The sequence below is a fragment of the Lelliottia sp. GFLA7 genome (assembly GCF_056490165.1).
The window spans coordinates 357,102-373,685 of record NZ_JBWLAQ010000003.1 but is presented as its reverse complement, the minus strand read 5'-3'; the positions used below and the strand labels follow the sequence as shown (position 1 = coordinate 373,685).

Sequence of the window (16,584 nt, the reverse complement as noted above, 5' to 3'; positions counted from 1 at the left end):
CGTTTTTCCATTGTACTCTTTGACGAGTACAGCATAACACAACCCACGCCAATCAGTAACGTCGCTCCCACTCCGCATCGCTCATCAGGGTATCTTTCTGCCCCATGAAGTAGCGGTAGTACGCATCATACGCCATTACATTTTTCACATAGCCACGCGTTTCAGAGAACGGAATACTCTCGACAAACGCCACGGCGTCAATGCGTCCGGCACTGTTCCCCAGCCAGGTGCGCACGCGTCCAGGCCCGGCGTTATACGCCGCCGATGCGAAGATGCGGTTCTCACCAAACTGCTGATAAACGTACTGCAAATAGCTGGTGCCGATATTGATGTTGGTGTCCGGATCCAACAGCTGCGAAGGGCTGCTGTAACCTGGAATGTTAAACATCTTCACCGTATGCGTCGCGGTGCCGGGCATGATTTGCATCAGGCCGCTGGCCCCCACCGGTGAGCGCACTTTCGGGTTCCAGGCGCTCTCTTGACGGGCAATCGCCATCGCATAACTCTTCGGAATGTCTTTTCCGCTGGTATAGCGATCGAACAGATCTTTGTAGGCCAGCGGGAAACGCTCTTCAAGATGATCCCATAGCTTACCGGCGATCGTCGCCTGCACGCTCAGATCCCACCAACGATTATCAAAGGCATAACGTGCAAGCTGGGCCTTTTCATCCGTCGTGCGGCTGGTGACCAGATTGGCCCATTCGCTGCGCGCGGTATTATCCATATTCCAGTACATCAGCTCGCGCACGCGCGCCATTTCCGGCCCTTGAACCAGCGCCGGGCTGGCGTTCGCCGGCGCTTTGTCGATTTTAAGCTGGTACTCTTCGCCCAGACGCTGCGCCGCAGCCATCGGGTAGAAACCGCGCTGCAACATCAGCGAATGCAGGATCTCTTTCGCTTCACCTTCGCGGCCACGCTCCATCAGCAAATCAGCCTGCCAGTAGCGCCATTCGTCTTTCTCTTTCGCATCCATCGGCAGACGTGATAGCCAGGTATTTAAGCCACGACGATCGCCCGTGCCCAGCGCCATACGCACCCGGCGCTCCACCAGCGAAGTGGAATTGGAACGCATAATCGCGTCGTCACGCCAGCGCGCTTGCTCATCGGTGACGTCCGTCCCCATCAAACGCCACGCCACAATATCGCGCAGCTCCTGGGTTTGATCGTCATTCAGCTGCTGCACCTGCACCAGTTGCGGAATCATCAACCGGGCATTTTCAACGTCATTGCGTGCAACGCTACTAAAGGCCACAGCAGCCATCTGGCGGGTAAAATCGGTCGCGCCGGTTGAACGGGCAAACGTCATCACCGAGTTAGGATCGTTCGCCAACTGGATCACGGCGGTAGAAATCGTTTGATAGTCGGACGGCATTTGCCCCGCGAGTGTCGTCACCAGGCGCGTATTGCCCGCTTTCATCGCCAGACGGATGCGCTCAAGATAGGCCAGCGGATCTTGTTTACCGGACGCACGCCACGCGCCGAACAGTGAATCACAGGCATTCGGCTGACTCTTACCCGACAGCCACAGCTCTTTCGCGCCGTTCCACGCTTCTTCGGCTTGTCCGGTATTCCACTTGGCATAGTAGTAATTACACTGCGCTTCAGTCGTTCCCGGTTTGTCCGGGCTGAACGCCAGCAAACCACGCCAGTCCTCACGTCGCGCCAGCTCGTTCACAAAACGTGATTGCAGCGTGCGGGCGGGCGGCAGCGTTGGGTTTGCCTGAATAAAATTCGCGACGGTGACCGTCGGCTGGTTCATCAGATCGTCAGTGATTTGACGATATTCAAGATACGGGTACAGAGGATAATCTTTCAGCGTGGGCATCAAGGCCTGCACGGTATCCATCTGTTTACTGTCCCACGCCTGCTTGATTTGTGCATAGCGGTTACGTTGTTCATCCAGTGAATCAGCTCGCGCGGCGTTGCTTATCGTCAGCACGCACACGCTGGCAGCCAGCAGACGCCAGACCACCTGTTTGGCTTTTTCCACAAGCTCTCCTTCATATTGTTGATTTCAGTTGTAGCGTCGTGCCACGTCAAAAATGTCATTCACTTATGCTAACCAGGAGTACCACAACGCGCCACGCTGCGGACACTTTTTTACCTTTCTTGCGCGTTTTAACACTCCCGAAGTTCCTGGCTGGGATTAGCCACTGAAAAAGGCTACACTTCGCAGCTGAATTCTATTTTCTCTACTATAAAAGAGGCGAAGTCCACGTGGCTCAATTCGTTTATACCATGCATCGTGTCGGCAAAGTCGTTCCGCCGAAACGTCATATTCTGAAAAATATCTCGCTGAGCTTCTTCCCGGGCGCAAAAATCGGTGTTCTGGGTCTCAACGGTGCCGGTAAGTCCACCCTGCTGCGCATCATGGCGGGCATCGATACCGATATCGAAGGTGAAGCTCGCCCACAGCCTGGTCTCAAAATCGGTTACCTGCCACAGGAACCAAAGCTGAACCCGGAACACACAGTACGTGAATCCATCGAAGAAGCCGTTTCTGAAGTGGTTAACGCGCTGAAAGGTCTGGATGAGGTGTACGCGAAGTACGCTGAGCCGGACGCTGATTTCGACAAGCTGGCGGCGCAACAGGGTAAATTTGAAGAAATTATCCAGGCGCACGACGGTCACAACCTGAACGTACAGCTGGAGCGTGCGGCCGATGCCCTGCGTCTGCCGGACTGGGACGCGAAAGTTGAAAAACTCTCCGGTGGTGAACGCCGCCGCGTCGCACTGTGCCGTCTGCTGCTGGAAAAGCCAGACATGCTGCTGCTCGACGAACCAACGAACCACCTGGATGCTGAATCCGTGGCGTGGCTTGAGCGCTTCCTGCACGACTTCGAAGGCACCGTGGTGGCCATCACCCACGACCGTTACTTCCTCGATAACGTTGCGGGTTGGATTCTGGAACTTGACCGCGGCGAAGGTATTCCGTGGGAAGGCAACTACTCCTCCTGGCTGGAGCAGAAAGATCAGCGCCTGGCGCAGGAAGCTTCTCAGGAAGCGGCTCGTCGTAAGTCGATTGAGAAAGAGCTGGAGTGGGTTCGTCAGGGCGCGAAAGGCCGTCAGTCTAAGGGCAAAGCCCGTCTGGCTCGCTTTGAAGAACTGAACAGTTCCGAATACCAGAAACGTAACGAAACCAACGAACTGTTTATCCCACCAGGAGCACGTCTGGGCGATAAAGTCGTTGAAGTGAACAATCTGCGTAAATCCTACGGCGATCGCCTGCTGATTGACGACCTGAGCTTCTCCGTGCCAAAAGGCGCGATTGTCGGGATCATCGGCCCGAACGGCGCGGGTAAATCAACGCTGTTCCGCATGATGTCCGGTCAGGAACAGCCTGACAGCGGCACGATTACGCTTGGCGAGACCGTGAAACTGGCCTCTGTTGATCAGTTCCGTGATTCAATGGATAACAGCAAAACCGTTTGGGAAGAAGTGTCCGGCGGGCAAGATATCATGCGTATCGGAAACACTGAGATGCCAAGCCGCGCCTACGTTGGCCGCTTCAACTTCAAAGGTGTTGATCAGGGTAAACGCGTTGGCGAACTGTCCGGTGGTGAGCGTGGTCGTCTGCATCTGGCGAAGCTGCTGCAGGTTGGCGGTAACGTGTTGCTGCTCGATGAACCAACCAACGACCTGGACATCGAAACCCTGCGCGCGCTGGAAAACGCCATGCTGGAGTTCCCAGGCTGTGCAATGGTTATCTCGCATGACCGTTGGTTCCTTGACCGCGTGGCGACCCACATTCTGGATTATCAGGATGAAGGTAAAGTGGAGTTCTTCGAAGGTAACTTCACTGAATACGAAGAGTACAAGAAACGCACGCTGGGCGCAGACGCGCTGGAGCCGAAGCGCATCAAGTACAAGCGTATCTCCAAGTAAAAACAAAACGGCAACCTCGGTTGCCGTTTTTAGTTTTTCGCCCTCTCCCTGTAGGACAGTGCCGGGGTGAGGCAAGGTAAAAGCAAAAGGCAACCTCAGTTGCCTCCCTCTCCCTGTGGGAAAGTACCGGGGTGAGGCAAGGTAAAAGCAAAAGGCAACCTCAGTTGCCTTTTTAGTATTTTCTCCCTCTCCCTGTGGGAAAGTACCGGGGTGAGGAAAGGTAAAAGCAAAAGGCAACCTCAGTTGCCTTTTTAGTGTTTTCTCCCTCTCCCTGTGGGAGAGGGCCGGGGTGAGGGCATCAGACCGCACAGAGCTAGAACTACCCACTCACATAAAACCGTTTCACCTCATCGTACTGCAGCGCAAAATCCACATAGCTCATCAGCGCGGGAGAGTTCAGCTTACGGCTTGGATACGCCAGCCACAGCTCATTGCCCTCGACGTTCCACTCCGGTAACACCTGCACCAGCGCGCCATTCTCGAGTTTATCCTCCAGCAAAAATGCCGGTAACAGCGTAATCCCTGCCCCCGCGATGGCACTTTCTCGGGCATACACCAGGTTATCGCTGATGTGCGCATTATCCGGCAGATGGCGATAGTCTTCGCTTTCGCGGCGCAGCAGCCACTCAGGCCAGGCTTTGTGCGTGATGCAACGATGCTCAACGAGCTGGCGCGGGTGTTCCAGCGGCTCACAGCGTGCCAGATAGTCGGGTGACGCGAGCATATAGCGCGGGCAGTGACCAATCATGCGGCCAATCAATGACGAGTCTTGCGGCTTACCGGTGCGAAGAGCCACGTCAAAACCGGATTCCACCAGATCAAGCAAATCGTCAGAAATACAGACATCAAGCGACACATCAGGATAACGGCGCTGAAAATCAGCGTTCAGATGCGCCAGCAGCGTTGCTCCAATCCCCGCAGGACAGGTAATGCGCAGCCGCCCGCTGGGATTATCACGCAGGCGTTGAATGGCGTATTCCGCGCGTTCGCTCGCCGCCAGCATCTCGCGGCAATGCACCAGATAGTGCTCGCCCGCAAACGTCAGGTTTAGCTTGCGGGTGGTGCGATTGAGCAGCCGGATACCCACCTGCTGCTCAAGTTGGCTCACGCGCTGGCTCACGCTGGACTTCGGTAAACCCGCTTTACGCGCGGCGGCAGTAAAGCTGCCCATCTCTGCCACCAGCGCAAACAGGGCCATATCCTGAAGCTGTTTAAACATACTGTTCATCCTGAGCGAACACTTCGTTCTTGATTGTCCATCTTATCACGCGTCTGGCGGCTGAATAGACTAGCCTCAACATAACGTCATTCATGAGGAGCTCACCATGTCAGTTAAAGCCATCGCCGTGAACCCGAACGCACCTTCAACATTCATTGAAATCACGCAACCCATGCCGCAGCCGGGTGAACACGATCTGCTGGTCGAAGTGAAAGCGGTTTCCATCAACCCGGTTGATACCAAAGTCCATGCCGGTATCGTGAAAAACGGTCTGCAGGCACCCCGTATTCTGGGATGGGATGCCAGTGGGATCGTCAAAGCCGTCGGTGCAGGCGTCACGCAATTCAAGCCCGGCGATGAAGTGTGGTATGCGGGTGATATCACTCGTCCAGGCAGTAACACCAGTCACCAGCTTATCGACGCACGGATTGTCGGCCACAAGCCAACCCGTCTTGACTGGGCGTCAGCCGCCGCGTTGCCATTAACGGCCCTGACCGCGTGGGAAGGACTGTTTGAACGTCTGAACATTCAGGACGCCGGTGCGGGCAAAACGCTGCTGATTATCGGCGGTGCGGGCGGAGTAGGATCGCTGGCGATCCCGTTTGCGAAGCACAACAGCAACGTTAAAGTGATCGCTACGGCATCTCGGGAGGATTCCGCGCAGTGGTGTCGGGATCGTGGCGCGGATCTGGTAGTGAACTACCGCGATCTTCAGGGCGAACTGGCGAAACATGACATCAAATTCGTGGATTACATTTTCATTCTCAATGATACCGACGGCCATTGGGCTGCCGTGAGTGAGCTGATTGCCCCACAGGGACATATTTGCAGCATCGTGGAGAACGATCGTCCGCTGGATCAAAACGCGCTTAAGTCAAAATCCGCCGCGCTGCACTGGGAATTTATGTACACCCGCAGCATGTATCAAACCGCCGATATGGCGCGTCAGGGCGAGATTTTAAATGAGGTGGCAAAGCTGGTGGATGATGGTGTGGTGGAGAGTTCGCTCAGCGAAACGCTACATGGTTTGAGCGTGGAGAGCATCACACAAGCGCACCGAAAAGTGCTGGACGGGCATATGCGCGGGAAAGTGGTGGTGGCGTTCTGAGTTGTCTGGTTCCCTCACCCTAACCCTCTCCCAAAGGGAGAGGGAATACTCGGGGATAGCTTTCACCCTCTCCCCAAGGGAAAGGGGACGCTCGGGAATAGCTTTCACCCTCTCTACAAGGGAAAGGGAACGCTCGGGAATAGCTTTCACTCTCTCCCAAAGGGAGAGGGAATGCTCGGGGATATCTTTCACTCTCTCCCAAGGGAAAGGGAATGCTCGGGAATAGCTTTCTCCCTCTCCCAAGGGAAAGGGGACGCTCGGGAATAGCTTTCACTCTCTCCCAAGGGAAAGGGGACGTTCGGGGCCATCTTTCTCCCTCTCCCATTGGGAAAGGGAACGCTCGGGAATAGCTTTCACCCTCTCCCAAAGGGAGAGGGAATGCTCGGGGATATCTTTCACTCTCTCCCAAGGGAAAGGGAATGCTCGGGACCATCTTTCTCCCTCTCCCCAAGGGAAAGGGAACGCTCGGGAATAGCTTTCACTCTCTCCCATGGGGAGAGGGCTGGGGTGAGGGGGAAAATTTACCCCTGCTCGCCCATCAAACCTTTCACCAGCTCAACGCAGCGCAGGAAACGGTTGTCGTAATCTGACTCTTCCACATGCACAAACTCCACGTTATTTTCGTGCAGCATCTCCACCAGCATGGTCTGGAACTCTTTTCTGTCGACCGAGCTGCCCAGGCTGCGCATCCCATCGGCCACCCACGGCGTGTTGTTTTCCAGCAGGATCACCAGGTCAAAGCGGTACTCATCAATCAGCGCTTGTACGAACGGATGCTCACGCCCTTCGTACTTTTTACAAAACGCCTGAGTCGTCACAAAATCAGTATCCACAAACGCCACTTTATTGGCGTATTTCACCGCGAAATCAATGTACTGCGCGTGTCCCAGTGCGATTTTATCGTAATCGGAATACTGGAGCGCCATCTCGTCGCCGCCAAGGTGCGAGAAAACATAATCACGCCCGTATTCCCACGCACTGGTGGTATTGAAAATATTGGCGAGCTTGTTCACCAGCGTCGACTTACCGCTCGACTCCCCGCCCAGAATTGCCACCGTGCGCACAAAGAACGGCTTCACTTCCGTCGGAATATAGTCCCAGTAGCGGAAAGGGTTTTCGCGAATCTGTCCGCCGCTGATATTCATAAAGGTGCGCTTAGGATCGATAAGCACCGTCTCAGTGCCCAAATGCTCGCGGAACTGCGGGGCATCAGACTCTTCAGAGGTGTAGATCCAGTTAGGCGTAATCCCCTTCTCTTCCATAAACGCTTTGATGCCGTTACTCCAGACATCCCAGCCGTGCGGATACGGCTCCATGCCCTCTTCGTTAAAGGCATGAATGCGAATATTTTTCTGGTATTTAAAGGTCTGGAGCAGCCAGCGCAGGCGGTCGGAAACGGTCGGCTGTTGCGACATCGCGCTGTCTTCAAACAGGGCACGGTCACGCGTGTCGTCGTAACCCATAATGATATGTAGCTCATCGACCTGGCTACAGGCGCGCTGAATCAAATAGATGTGCCCGGTATGCAGCGGGTAAAACTTGCCGAACACCACGCCGATATTCTTTTGCATCCGTGGGAATTCAAGCCCGAGGAAACGGTGCAGCGCCTCCAGCTTTTGCGCGCTGGGGCTTTTGATTTTGGCATTGAGAAGCTGGCTCAAGTAGCCCTTGGTCATGCCGCTGGCTTCGGCCACCTGCTGCAAAGTACAGCCTTTCTGGCGGATCGCGGTTTTGAGATAGTCAAATGCTGACACAAGAGCCTCCTGCTAAATGGATTTGCCCGGCCGGACCCAGCCGGGAAATAAAGTATGACGGGGTTAATTATAAGTCGTCAAAGACGCTGAGTGCATCCGAGAGTTTTTTGACAGGGAAAACCTTCATCCCTTCCGGCACTTTTTTCGGCACATTGGCAGCGGGGACAATCGCGCGACGGAAGCCGTGTTTGGCCGCTTCTGAAATACGCTCCTGCCCGCTCGGAACCGGACGAATTTCCCCGGCCAGCCCGACTTCACCAAATACCACCAGATCCTGCGGCAACGGGCGATTGCGCAGACTGGACACCATCGCCAGCAGCAGCGCGAGATCGGCACTGGTTTCCGTGACTTTCACACCGCCGACAACGTTCACGAAAACGTCCTGATCCGCCATTTGCAAACCGCCATGACGGTGCAACACCGCCAGCAGAATCGCTAATCGGTTTTGCTCCAGGCCCACCGCGACGCGGCGTGGATTGCCCATCATCGACTGATCCACTAACGCCTGGATCTCGACCAGCAGCGGACGCGTCCCTTCCCACAGCACCATCACCGAGCTGCCGGAGGTGACTTCTTCACCGCGGCTCAGGAAAATCGCCGACGGGTTGCTGACTTCACGCAGCCCCTGTTCGGTCATGGCGAACACACCCAGTTCATTCACCGCACCGAAACGGTTTTTATGGCTGCGCAGCGTGCGAAAGCGGGAATCGGCATCGCCGTCCAGCATGACGGAACAGTCAATACAGTGCTCAAGCACTTTCGGGCCAGCCAGCGAGCCGTCTTTGGTGACATGACCGACCATCACAATCGCAACGCCGCGCGTTTTGGCAAAGCGCGTCAGATAAGCTGCGGTTTCACGCACCTGGGCCACGCTGCCCGGCGAGGACTGGATGTCCGCCATGTGCATCACCTGGATGGAGTCGATCACCATCAGCTTTGGCTGCTCTTCTTCGGCAATCATGCAGATCTGCTCAATGCTGGTTTCCGAGAGCATATTGAGATTACCGGTCGGCAGGCCGAGACGGTGCGCACGCATCGCCACCTGTTGTAGGGACTCTTCGCCCGTGACATACAGGGTTTTCATCTGCTCTGAGAGTCTGCACAGCGTTTGCAGCAATAACGTGGATTTACCCGCCCCCGGATTACCACCGATCAGAATCGCACTGCCCGGCACGACGCCGCCGCCCAGTACGCGGTCAAACTCTTTAAATCCGGTAGAAAAGCGCGGCACTTCGTCCAGGCTGATGTCTGAAAGTTTCTGAACTTTAGAAATCCCTGCATTGCCCGCGTAGCCGCTCAGGCGTTCGTTGCGAGCGACCGTTGGCGAAGCGGCCACACCACGCACTTCAGTGATGGTATTCCACGCCTGGCAGGCGCTGCACTGCCCCTGCCAGCGCGGATAATCTGCACCACATTCATTACAGACAAATGCGCGTTTTGGAGCTTTCGCCATGGTTTACCTCTTTATTTGTGATTCACGCTGCCGGACAGGATGCAAAACACGCCCATCAAGTCAGCATGACGGATAGTTACTTCCGTCTTTTCATTCACTTTTGGCTTGGCATGATAAGCGATGCCAAGTCCCGACACCTTGATCATCGGCAGATCGTTCGCCCCGTCGCCAATGGCCACGGTCTGCTCAACAGGAATTTCGTATTTTTCCGCCAGACGCATCAGCGTATTGGCTTTGTATTGCGCATCCACGATATCGCCGATCACCTGGCCGGTCAGTTTCCCGTCCATGATCTCCAGTTCGTTGGCGACCACCGTCGTCAGGCGCAGCTTGTCGCGCAGATAATCCGCGAAGAAGGTAAATCCACCCGATGCGATAGCCACTTTCCAGCCCAACGTTTCGAGCTTGAGCACCAGTTGCGTTAGGCCCGGCATCAGCGGCAGTTCGTCACGCACCTGACGCAGAATATTCGCGTCTGCGCCTTTCAGCGTGGCGACGCGCTGCTTCAGGCTGGCGGCAAAATCTAATTCGCCGCGCATCGCACGCTCGGTCACTTCCGCCACCAGTTCGCCGCTGCCGGCCAGTTTAGCGAGCTCATCAATACACTCGATTTGAATAGCGGTTGAATCCATGTCCATCACCAGCAGGCCTGGCGTTTTCAGATGCGGGATTTTACCCAGCGGGGCGACGTCCAGCCCGGCGTCATGCGCCAGGCGGGTTGCGCGCTGCGTCAGAGAACCGGCCAGCCGAAGCACCTGATAATCTTCGACACACCACGCCGCCACGATCACCATCGCGGCACCAAGTTTCGTTTGGTATTGGGTAAGGCGTTGCTTATCCAGGCCGCGTCCGTACAGCAGCCAGCCGCTACGGCCAGCATGGTAATCCAGTGGCATTACCTCATCGCCACTTAAAGAAAGCGGCAATCCTGGCCAGAAAGAGACATCGTCAGGCAGGTCGCACCAGGTAATGTTTGGCATTGAAGCTCCTGTAAATTGGTTCGCGCCGGAAGGTTCCAGGGGGAAAATAACGCATGAGGCTACCTTGTAACCATCACTTCTGGCAACATTAAGCGGTAAATTTTCAGCAGGTGGAATATGGCTCGCGCAAAACTGAAATTCCGGCTTCATCGTGCAGTGATTGTTCTTTCATGTCTCGCGCTGCTGGTAGCCCTGATGCAAGGGGCGTCCTGGTTTAGCCAGAATCACCAGCGACAGCGTAATCCGCAGCTCGAAGAGTTGGCCCGAACGCTCGCGCGCCAGGTGACGATCACTATCGCTCCCGCGATGCGCACCGAAACCCCGGATGATAAACGTATCAGCCAGGTGTTGCGCCAGATTACGGAAAATAGCCGGATTCTGGATGCAGGCGTGTACGACGAGCAAGGCGCGTTGATTGCGCGCACGGGCGAGCATGTTGATGTTCGCGACCGTCTGGCGCTCGATGGCAAAAAAGCCGGTGGCTATTTTAACCAGCAAATTGTCGAACCCATTCAGGGAAAAAATGGTCCGCTCGGCTACTTACGCCTGACGCTCGATACCCACACGCTGGCGACAGAGGCCAAACAGGTCGATAACACCACCAATATTCTGCGCCTGATGCTGCTGCTTTCGCTGGCGATCGGCGTGGTACTGACGCGCACGCTGTTGCAGGGCAAACGCACCCGCTGGCAGCAATCGCCGTTCCTGCTCACCGCCAGCAAATCGGTGCCGGAAGAGGAAGAGAGCGAGAAGAAAGATTAATGGTAAAGTAGGCGAACGATTCGGAAAAGGAAATCTGCCATGACGACGTTACGCCTGCTTATCTCTGACTCTTACGATCCCTGGTTTAATCTCGCGGTGGAAGAGTGCATTTTCCGCCAGATGCCTGCCACCCAACGCGTGTTATTCCTGTGGCGCAATGCCGACACGGTAGTGATTGGGCGGGCGCAAAACCCGTGGAAAGAGTGTAATACGCGACGTATGGAAGAGGACAACGTGCGCCTCGCCCGTCGCAGCAGCGGTGGCGGCGCGGTGTTTCACGATCTCGGCAACACCTGTTTTACCTTTATGGCCGGTAAACCGGAATACGATAAAACCATTTCCACGGCCATTGTGCTAAAAGCCCTGAACTCACTCGGCGTCAATGCCGAAGCCTCCGGACGCAACGATCTGGTGGTGAAAACCCGCGAAGGCGATCGAAAAGTGTCTGGCTCGGCGTATCGCGAAACCAAAGATCGCGGTTTTCACCACGGCACGCTGTTGCTCAACGCCGACTTAAGCCGTCTGGCTAATTACCTCAACCCGGATAAGAAAAAGCTGCAGGCTAAGGGGATTACCTCTGTGCGCGGTCGCGTGGCGAATCTGGTGGAGTTAATGCCGGGCATCACCCACGAACAGATCTGCGATGCCATTCGCGAGGCGTTCTTTGAACACTACGGCGAGCGCGTTGAGGCCGAAATTATCTCTCCGGATAAAACGCCCGATCTGCCGAACTTTGCCGAGACGTTTGCCCGTCAGAGTAGCTGGGAATGGAATTTTGGTCAGGCGCCTGCTTTCTCGCATTTACTGGACGAGCGATTCACCTGGGGCGGCGTGGAGCTGCACTTCGACGTTGAGAGAGGTCATATCACCCGCACGCAGGTGTTTACCGATAGCCTGAATCCGGCACCGCTGGAGGCGCTAGCGGCACATTTGCAGGGCTGTGAGTATCGCGCAGAAACACTGAAACAGGAGTGTGATGCGCTGGTGGTGGATTTCCCGGAGCAGGAAACGGAGCTAAGAGAACTGTCACATTGGATTGCCCAGGCAGTTCGCTAGATGTGCTGATCCCCTCACACCGCCCTCTCACACAGAGAGGGCGGGAAAGAGAGAAAATTACTCTTTATCGCCCAGCAGAACGGATTCCAGCGCGATTTTGATCATGTCGTTGAAAGTGGTCTGACGCTCAGCAGCAGAAGTCTGCTCATGAGTACGGATGTGATCAGATACGGTACAGATGGTCAGCGCTTTCGCACCGAACTCAGCCGCAACGCCGTAGATGCCCGCCGCTTCCATTTCTACGCCCAGGATGCCGTACTTTTCCATCACGTCGAACATTTCGCCGCCGTCCGGAGAATAGAACAGGTCAGCAGAGAAGATGTTACCGACGCGCGCGTCAACGCCCAGCGCTTTCGCAGCGTCAACCGCGTTACGCACCATGCCGAAGTCAGCGATCGCAGCAAAGTCGTGATCTTTAAAACGCATACGGTTCACTTTGGAATCAGTGCAAGCACCCATTCCGATAACCACGTCACGCAGTTTCACGTCCATGCGCACAGCGCCACAAGAGCCCACGCGAATGATTTTCTTCACGCCGAAATCGGTGATCAGCTCTTTGGTGTAGATGGAGCAGGATGGGATACCCATGCCGTGACCCATTACGGAGATTTTGCGGCCTTTATACGTCCCGGTGAAGCCCAACATGCCACGCACGTTGTTCACTTCACGCACGTCTTCGAGGAAAGTTTCAGCAATGTGCTTCGCGCGCAGCGGATCGCCAGGCATCAACACGACGTCAGCGAAATCGCCCATTTCTGCATTAATATGTGGGGTAGCCATAAATTATCCTTATTTAAAGTGTAGAAATACCCTGCGGATTTCGCGTTACAGGAAAGCGGTGATTTCATCCATCCCCGAGAGTAACCGGGGTGAATGAATAATATCAACGCACCTGTAGCGCGAAAAACGACGGGTATTACAGCATGTTTTTACCGTAGTCCATCGGTGACGTGCCGAAGTAGCTGGCAATGGTCTGTCCGATATCGGCAAAGGTTTCGCGGTGACCGAGAGAACCCGGTTTCACTTTCGGGCCGTAAACCAGTACCGGAATGTGCTCGCGAGTATGGTCAGTGCCGGTCCAGCTTGGGTCGCAGCCGTGGTCAGCGGTCAGGATCAGAATGTCATCTTCACCCACCAGCTCCATCAGTTCAGGCAGACGGCGGTCAAACAGCTCAAGCCCAGCAGCGTAACCGGCGATATCGCGACGGTGGCCCCAGGAAGAGTCGAAGTCAACGAAGTTGGTGAAGACAATGGTTTTGTCGCCCGCTTCTTTCATCTCTTTGACGGTAGCGTCAAACAGCGCATCCAGACCGGTGGCTTTCACTTTCTTGGTGATGCCGCAGTTAGCGTAGATGTCCGCGATTTTACCCACGGAAACCACCTGGCCATCTTTCTCATCAACCAGTTTCTGCAGCACGGTCGCGGCTGGCGGTTCAACGGCCAGATCGTGACGGTTACCGGTACGCTGGAATTCACCAGGCTTGTTGCCGATAAACGGACGCGCGATAACGCGGCCAATGTTGTAGCCGCCTTCGGTCAGCTCTTCGCGCGCGATTTCGCACAGTTCATACAGGCGGTCGAGACCGAAAGTCTCTTCGTGACAGGCAATCTGGAACACCGAGTCAGCCGAGGTATAGAAAATCGGCTTACCGGTTTTCATATGTTCTTCGCCGAGCTGATCCAGAATCACCGTACCCGATGAGTGGCAGTTACCGAGGTAACCTGGCAGATTGCCGCGCTCAACCAGCTTATCCAGCAATTTCTGCGGGAAGCTGTTCTCGTGATCGGAGAAATAACCCCAATCAAACAGCACCGGCACGCCGGCGATTTCCCAGTGACCTGACGGGGTATCTTTCCCGGAAGAGAGCTCGTGAGCCCAGGCGTATGCGCCAACTACTTCCGCGTTTGCGTCCATACCTGCAGCCACTTTACCGGTAGAACCTTCATGCGCTTTCACCAGACCCAGACGAGTCAGGTTTGGCAAATTCAACGGGCCTTGACGGCCGATATCCGCTTCGCCTTTAGCACAGGCTTCTGCGATGTGACCCATGGTGTCAGAACCTACGTCACCAAAGCGATCCGCATCTTCTGTAGCGCCGATGCCGAATGAGTCCAGCACCATAATAAATGCACGTTTCATCATATTCTCCGTACTCAGTGCTTCATAAAAATTCGATCAGATCAGTATACGACTAATCGGTGATACGACGATAGACCGTTGGTGTGGTTTCTGGTGCTTTGTCGTCAAGCTGAATGGCCGCTTTCACCGCTTTCGCCGCTTCCTGCCAGCTGTTTTCGTCCTTCGCATGGATAACGGCTAACGGACGCTGTCCGTCCACGCTGTCGCCCAGACGTGCCATATCGGTAAAGCCAACGCTGTAATCAATGGTGTCCGACGCCTGGCGACGACCGCCGCCCATCGATACCACTGCCATGCCGAGCGCACGGGTGTCCATTGCGGAGACAAAACCTTCTGTATCGGCATACACCGCTTTGCTGAGCATGGCGGTCGGCAGGTATTTCGCGTAGTTCTCAACGAAATCGTTCGGGCCTTTTTGCGCAGCGACCATGCGGCCAAAGATCTCTGCCGCTTTACCGTTATCCAGCACGGCCTGCAATTTCGCACGCGCTTCGGCGTCGTCTTTGGCCAGCTTGCCGGAGATGAGCATCTCAACGCACAGCGCCATGGTGACGTCGAACAGACGCGGATTACGGTATTCGCCCGTCAGGAACTGCACCGCTTCACGGACTTCAACCGCGTTACCGGCGCTGGACGCCAGCACCTGATTCATGTCAGTCAGCAGTGCCGTGGTACGCACGCCCGCGCCGTTGGAGACGCCAACGATCGCTTCAGCCAGTGCCGCAGAAAGTTCAAACGTCGGCATAAATGCACCGCTGCCCACTTTCACGTCCATCACCAGCGCATCCAGCCCTTCGGCCAGTTTTTTCGCCAGGATTGAAGCGGTGATCAGCGGGATGGAATCAACCGTCGCGGTAATATCGCGTGTTGCGTAGAAACGCTTGTCCGCCGGAGCCAGAGAGCTGGTCTGGCCGATAATCGCCACACCAACATCTTTAATAATTTCGCGAAAACGCGTGTCGTTCGGGAAGATATCGAAGCCAGGAATGGCTTCCAGTTTGTCGAGCGTACCGCCCGTGTGACCCAGGCCGCGCCCGGAGATCATCGGGATGTAGCCGCCGCATGCTGCGACCATTGGACCGAGCATCAGAGAGGTGACATCACCTACGCCGCCCGTGGAGTGTTTGTCCACGATCGGGCCGTTAAGATTGAGGCTTTTCCAGTCCAGAACGCTACCTGAATCCCGCATCGCCATGGTCAGCGATACACGTTCCGGCATCGACATATCGTGGAAGAAGATGGTCATCGCCAGGGCGGCAATTTGCCCTTCAGAGATGGTGTTGTCACGAATGCCGTTGATAAAGAAACGGATCTCTTCGTCACTTAATGCATGACCATCACGTTTTTTACGAATAATTTCTTGTGCGAGAAACAAAGTAACCCCCAGGAATCAGGTTAAATGCGGCGAAAAAACCGCCGCAGGAATGATATTAGTAGGCGCTTGCGCTCTTACCGTCGCCGTGACCCAGCGTTTTCAGCAGGCTAGCCAGCAGGCTGGAAGCACCGAAACGGTAGTGACGGGAATCGGCCCAGTCTGCGCCGAACAGATCGTCAGCAATCGCCAGGAACTGCTGCGCGTCTTCGGCTGTACGCACGCCGCCCGCAGGTTTAAAACCAACGGTTTTAGAAACGCCCATATCGCGAATCACTTCCATCATGATGCGTGCGCTTTCTGGCGTGGCGTTGACCGGTACTTTACCGGTGGACGTTTTGATGAAATCCGCACCGGCTTTGATAGAAATTTCAGATGCTTTACGAATCAACGCTTCTTCTTTCAGTTCACCGGTTTCGATGATCACTTTCAGCAGAACGTTTGCCGCCGCACAGGCGTCTTTACAGGCTTTCACCAGATCAAAGCCGACCTGCTCGTTACCTGCGATCAGCGCACGGTAAGGGAATACCACGTCAACTTCATCCGCGCCGTAAGCAATCGCTGCGCGAGTTTCTGCCAGTGCGATCTCGATATCGTCATTGCCATGTGGGAAGTTGGTCACGGTCGCGATGCGCACATCAGGCGTGCCCTGCGCGTTCAGCGTTTTACGTGCAATGGGGATAAAACGCGGATAAATGCAGACAGCGGCGGTGTTGCCCACTGGCGTTTTCGCCTGATGACACAGCGCGATCACTTTTTCATTTGTGTCGTCATCATTCAGGGTAGTCAGGTCCATCAGTTTCAACGCGCGCAGGCTGCTTGCGGTTAAATCAGTCATAACAATCTCCAACGGCA

13 protein-coding genes are annotated in these 16,584 nt (G+C 55.3%); 4 read left to right on the top strand and 9 right to left on the bottom strand.

The genetic code is table 11. The features are described from left to right. Positions 1-52 precede the first annotated feature (52 nt). Positions 53-1,990 carry a murein transglycosylase gene (gene sltY / locus AC07RN_RS12090; protein WP_012015963.1) on the bottom strand — a complete coding sequence of 646 codons (1,938 nt, stop codon included), beginning with the start codon at positions 1,988-1,990 and terminating at the stop codon, positions 53-55. 227 nt (positions 1,991-2,217) lie between these two features. Between sltY and ettA the strand changes: the two genes are divergently transcribed. After that, complete coding sequence (gene ettA / locus AC07RN_RS12085; RefSeq protein WP_012015962.1) at positions 2,218-3,885, top strand: energy-dependent translational throttle protein EttA; 1,668 nt, start codon at positions 2,218-2,220, stop codon at positions 3,883-3,885. Between the two features lie 319 nt (positions 3,886-4,204). Here ettA and AC07RN_RS12080 read toward each other — a convergent pair whose 3' ends face one another. Then, a complete protein-coding gene (locus AC07RN_RS12080; RefSeq protein ID WP_235134698.1) occupies positions 4,205-5,104 on the bottom strand; it encodes a LysR family transcriptional regulator in 900 nt (299 codons plus the stop codon). Positions 5,105-5,210: 106 nt separating this feature from the next. On the opposite strand from AC07RN_RS12080, the gene AC07RN_RS12075 reads away from it, so the two are divergent. Further along, positions 5,211-6,212: a zinc-binding alcohol dehydrogenase family protein gene (locus tag AC07RN_RS12075; RefSeq protein ID WP_478336463.1), complete on the top strand. Its 1,002-nt coding sequence runs from the start codon at positions 5,211-5,213 to the stop codon at positions 6,210-6,212. 521 nt (positions 6,213-6,733) lie between these two features. Here AC07RN_RS12075 and nadR read toward each other — a convergent pair. From nadR to serB, 3 genes are all read right to left on the bottom strand, one after another. Beyond that, positions 6,734-7,966, bottom strand: coding sequence for a multifunctional transcriptional regulator/nicotinamide-nucleotide adenylyltransferase/ribosylnicotinamide kinase NadR (gene nadR, locus AC07RN_RS12070; RefSeq protein WP_012015959.1), 1,233 nt, complete (start codon positions 7,964-7,966; stop codon positions 6,734-6,736). A gap of 67 nt (positions 7,967-8,033) precedes the next feature. Then, positions 8,034-9,419 (bottom strand): DNA repair protein RadA, encoded by a 1,386-nt coding sequence (gene radA, locus AC07RN_RS12065; RefSeq protein ID WP_131487351.1) that lies wholly within the window; start codon positions 9,417-9,419, stop codon positions 8,034-8,036. 11 nt (positions 9,420-9,430) lie between these two features. Beyond that, entirely contained in the window at positions 9,431-10,399 is a 969-nt protein-coding gene (serB, locus tag AC07RN_RS12060; RefSeq protein ID WP_133631764.1) for a phosphoserine phosphatase, read from the bottom strand. 117 nt (positions 10,400-10,516) lie between these two features. On the opposite strand from serB, the gene AC07RN_RS12055 reads away from it, so the two are divergent. Further along, complete coding sequence (locus tag AC07RN_RS12055; RefSeq protein WP_012015956.1) at positions 10,517-11,161, top strand: YtjB family periplasmic protein; 645 nt, start codon at positions 10,517-10,519, stop codon at positions 11,159-11,161. Positions 11,162-11,200: 39 nt separating this feature from the next. Then, on the top strand, positions 11,201-12,217 hold the full coding sequence (lplA, locus tag AC07RN_RS12050; protein WP_478336462.1) for a lipoate--protein ligase LplA: 1,017 nt from the start codon (positions 11,201-11,203) through the stop codon (positions 12,215-12,217). Positions 12,218-12,274: 57 nt separating this feature from the next. On the opposite strand, the gene deoD is transcribed toward lplA, so the two are convergent. The 4 genes from deoD to deoC all read right to left on the bottom strand — a co-directional run bounded on the left by deoD (position 12,275) and on the right by deoC (position 16,567). Then, positions 12,275-12,997, bottom strand: a complete 723-nt coding sequence (deoD, locus tag AC07RN_RS12045; RefSeq protein ID WP_012015954.1) for a purine-nucleoside phosphorylase — start codon at positions 12,995-12,997, stop codon at positions 12,275-12,277. Between the two features lie 136 nt (positions 12,998-13,133). Next, on the bottom strand, positions 13,134-14,357 hold the full coding sequence (gene deoB / locus AC07RN_RS12040) for a phosphopentomutase (RefSeq protein ID WP_012015953.1): 1,224 nt from the start codon (positions 14,355-14,357) through the stop codon (positions 13,134-13,136). A gap of 52 nt (positions 14,358-14,409) precedes the next feature. Next, positions 14,410-15,732, bottom strand: coding sequence for a thymidine phosphorylase (gene deoA, locus AC07RN_RS12035; RefSeq protein ID WP_235134695.1), 1,323 nt, complete (start codon positions 15,730-15,732; stop codon positions 14,410-14,412). A 55-nt stretch (positions 15,733-15,787) separates the two neighbouring features. Next, positions 15,788-16,567, bottom strand: coding sequence for a deoxyribose-phosphate aldolase (deoC, locus tag AC07RN_RS12030; protein ID WP_012015951.1), 780 nt, complete (start codon positions 16,565-16,567; stop codon positions 15,788-15,790). Positions 16,568-16,584: the final 17 nt, after the last annotated feature.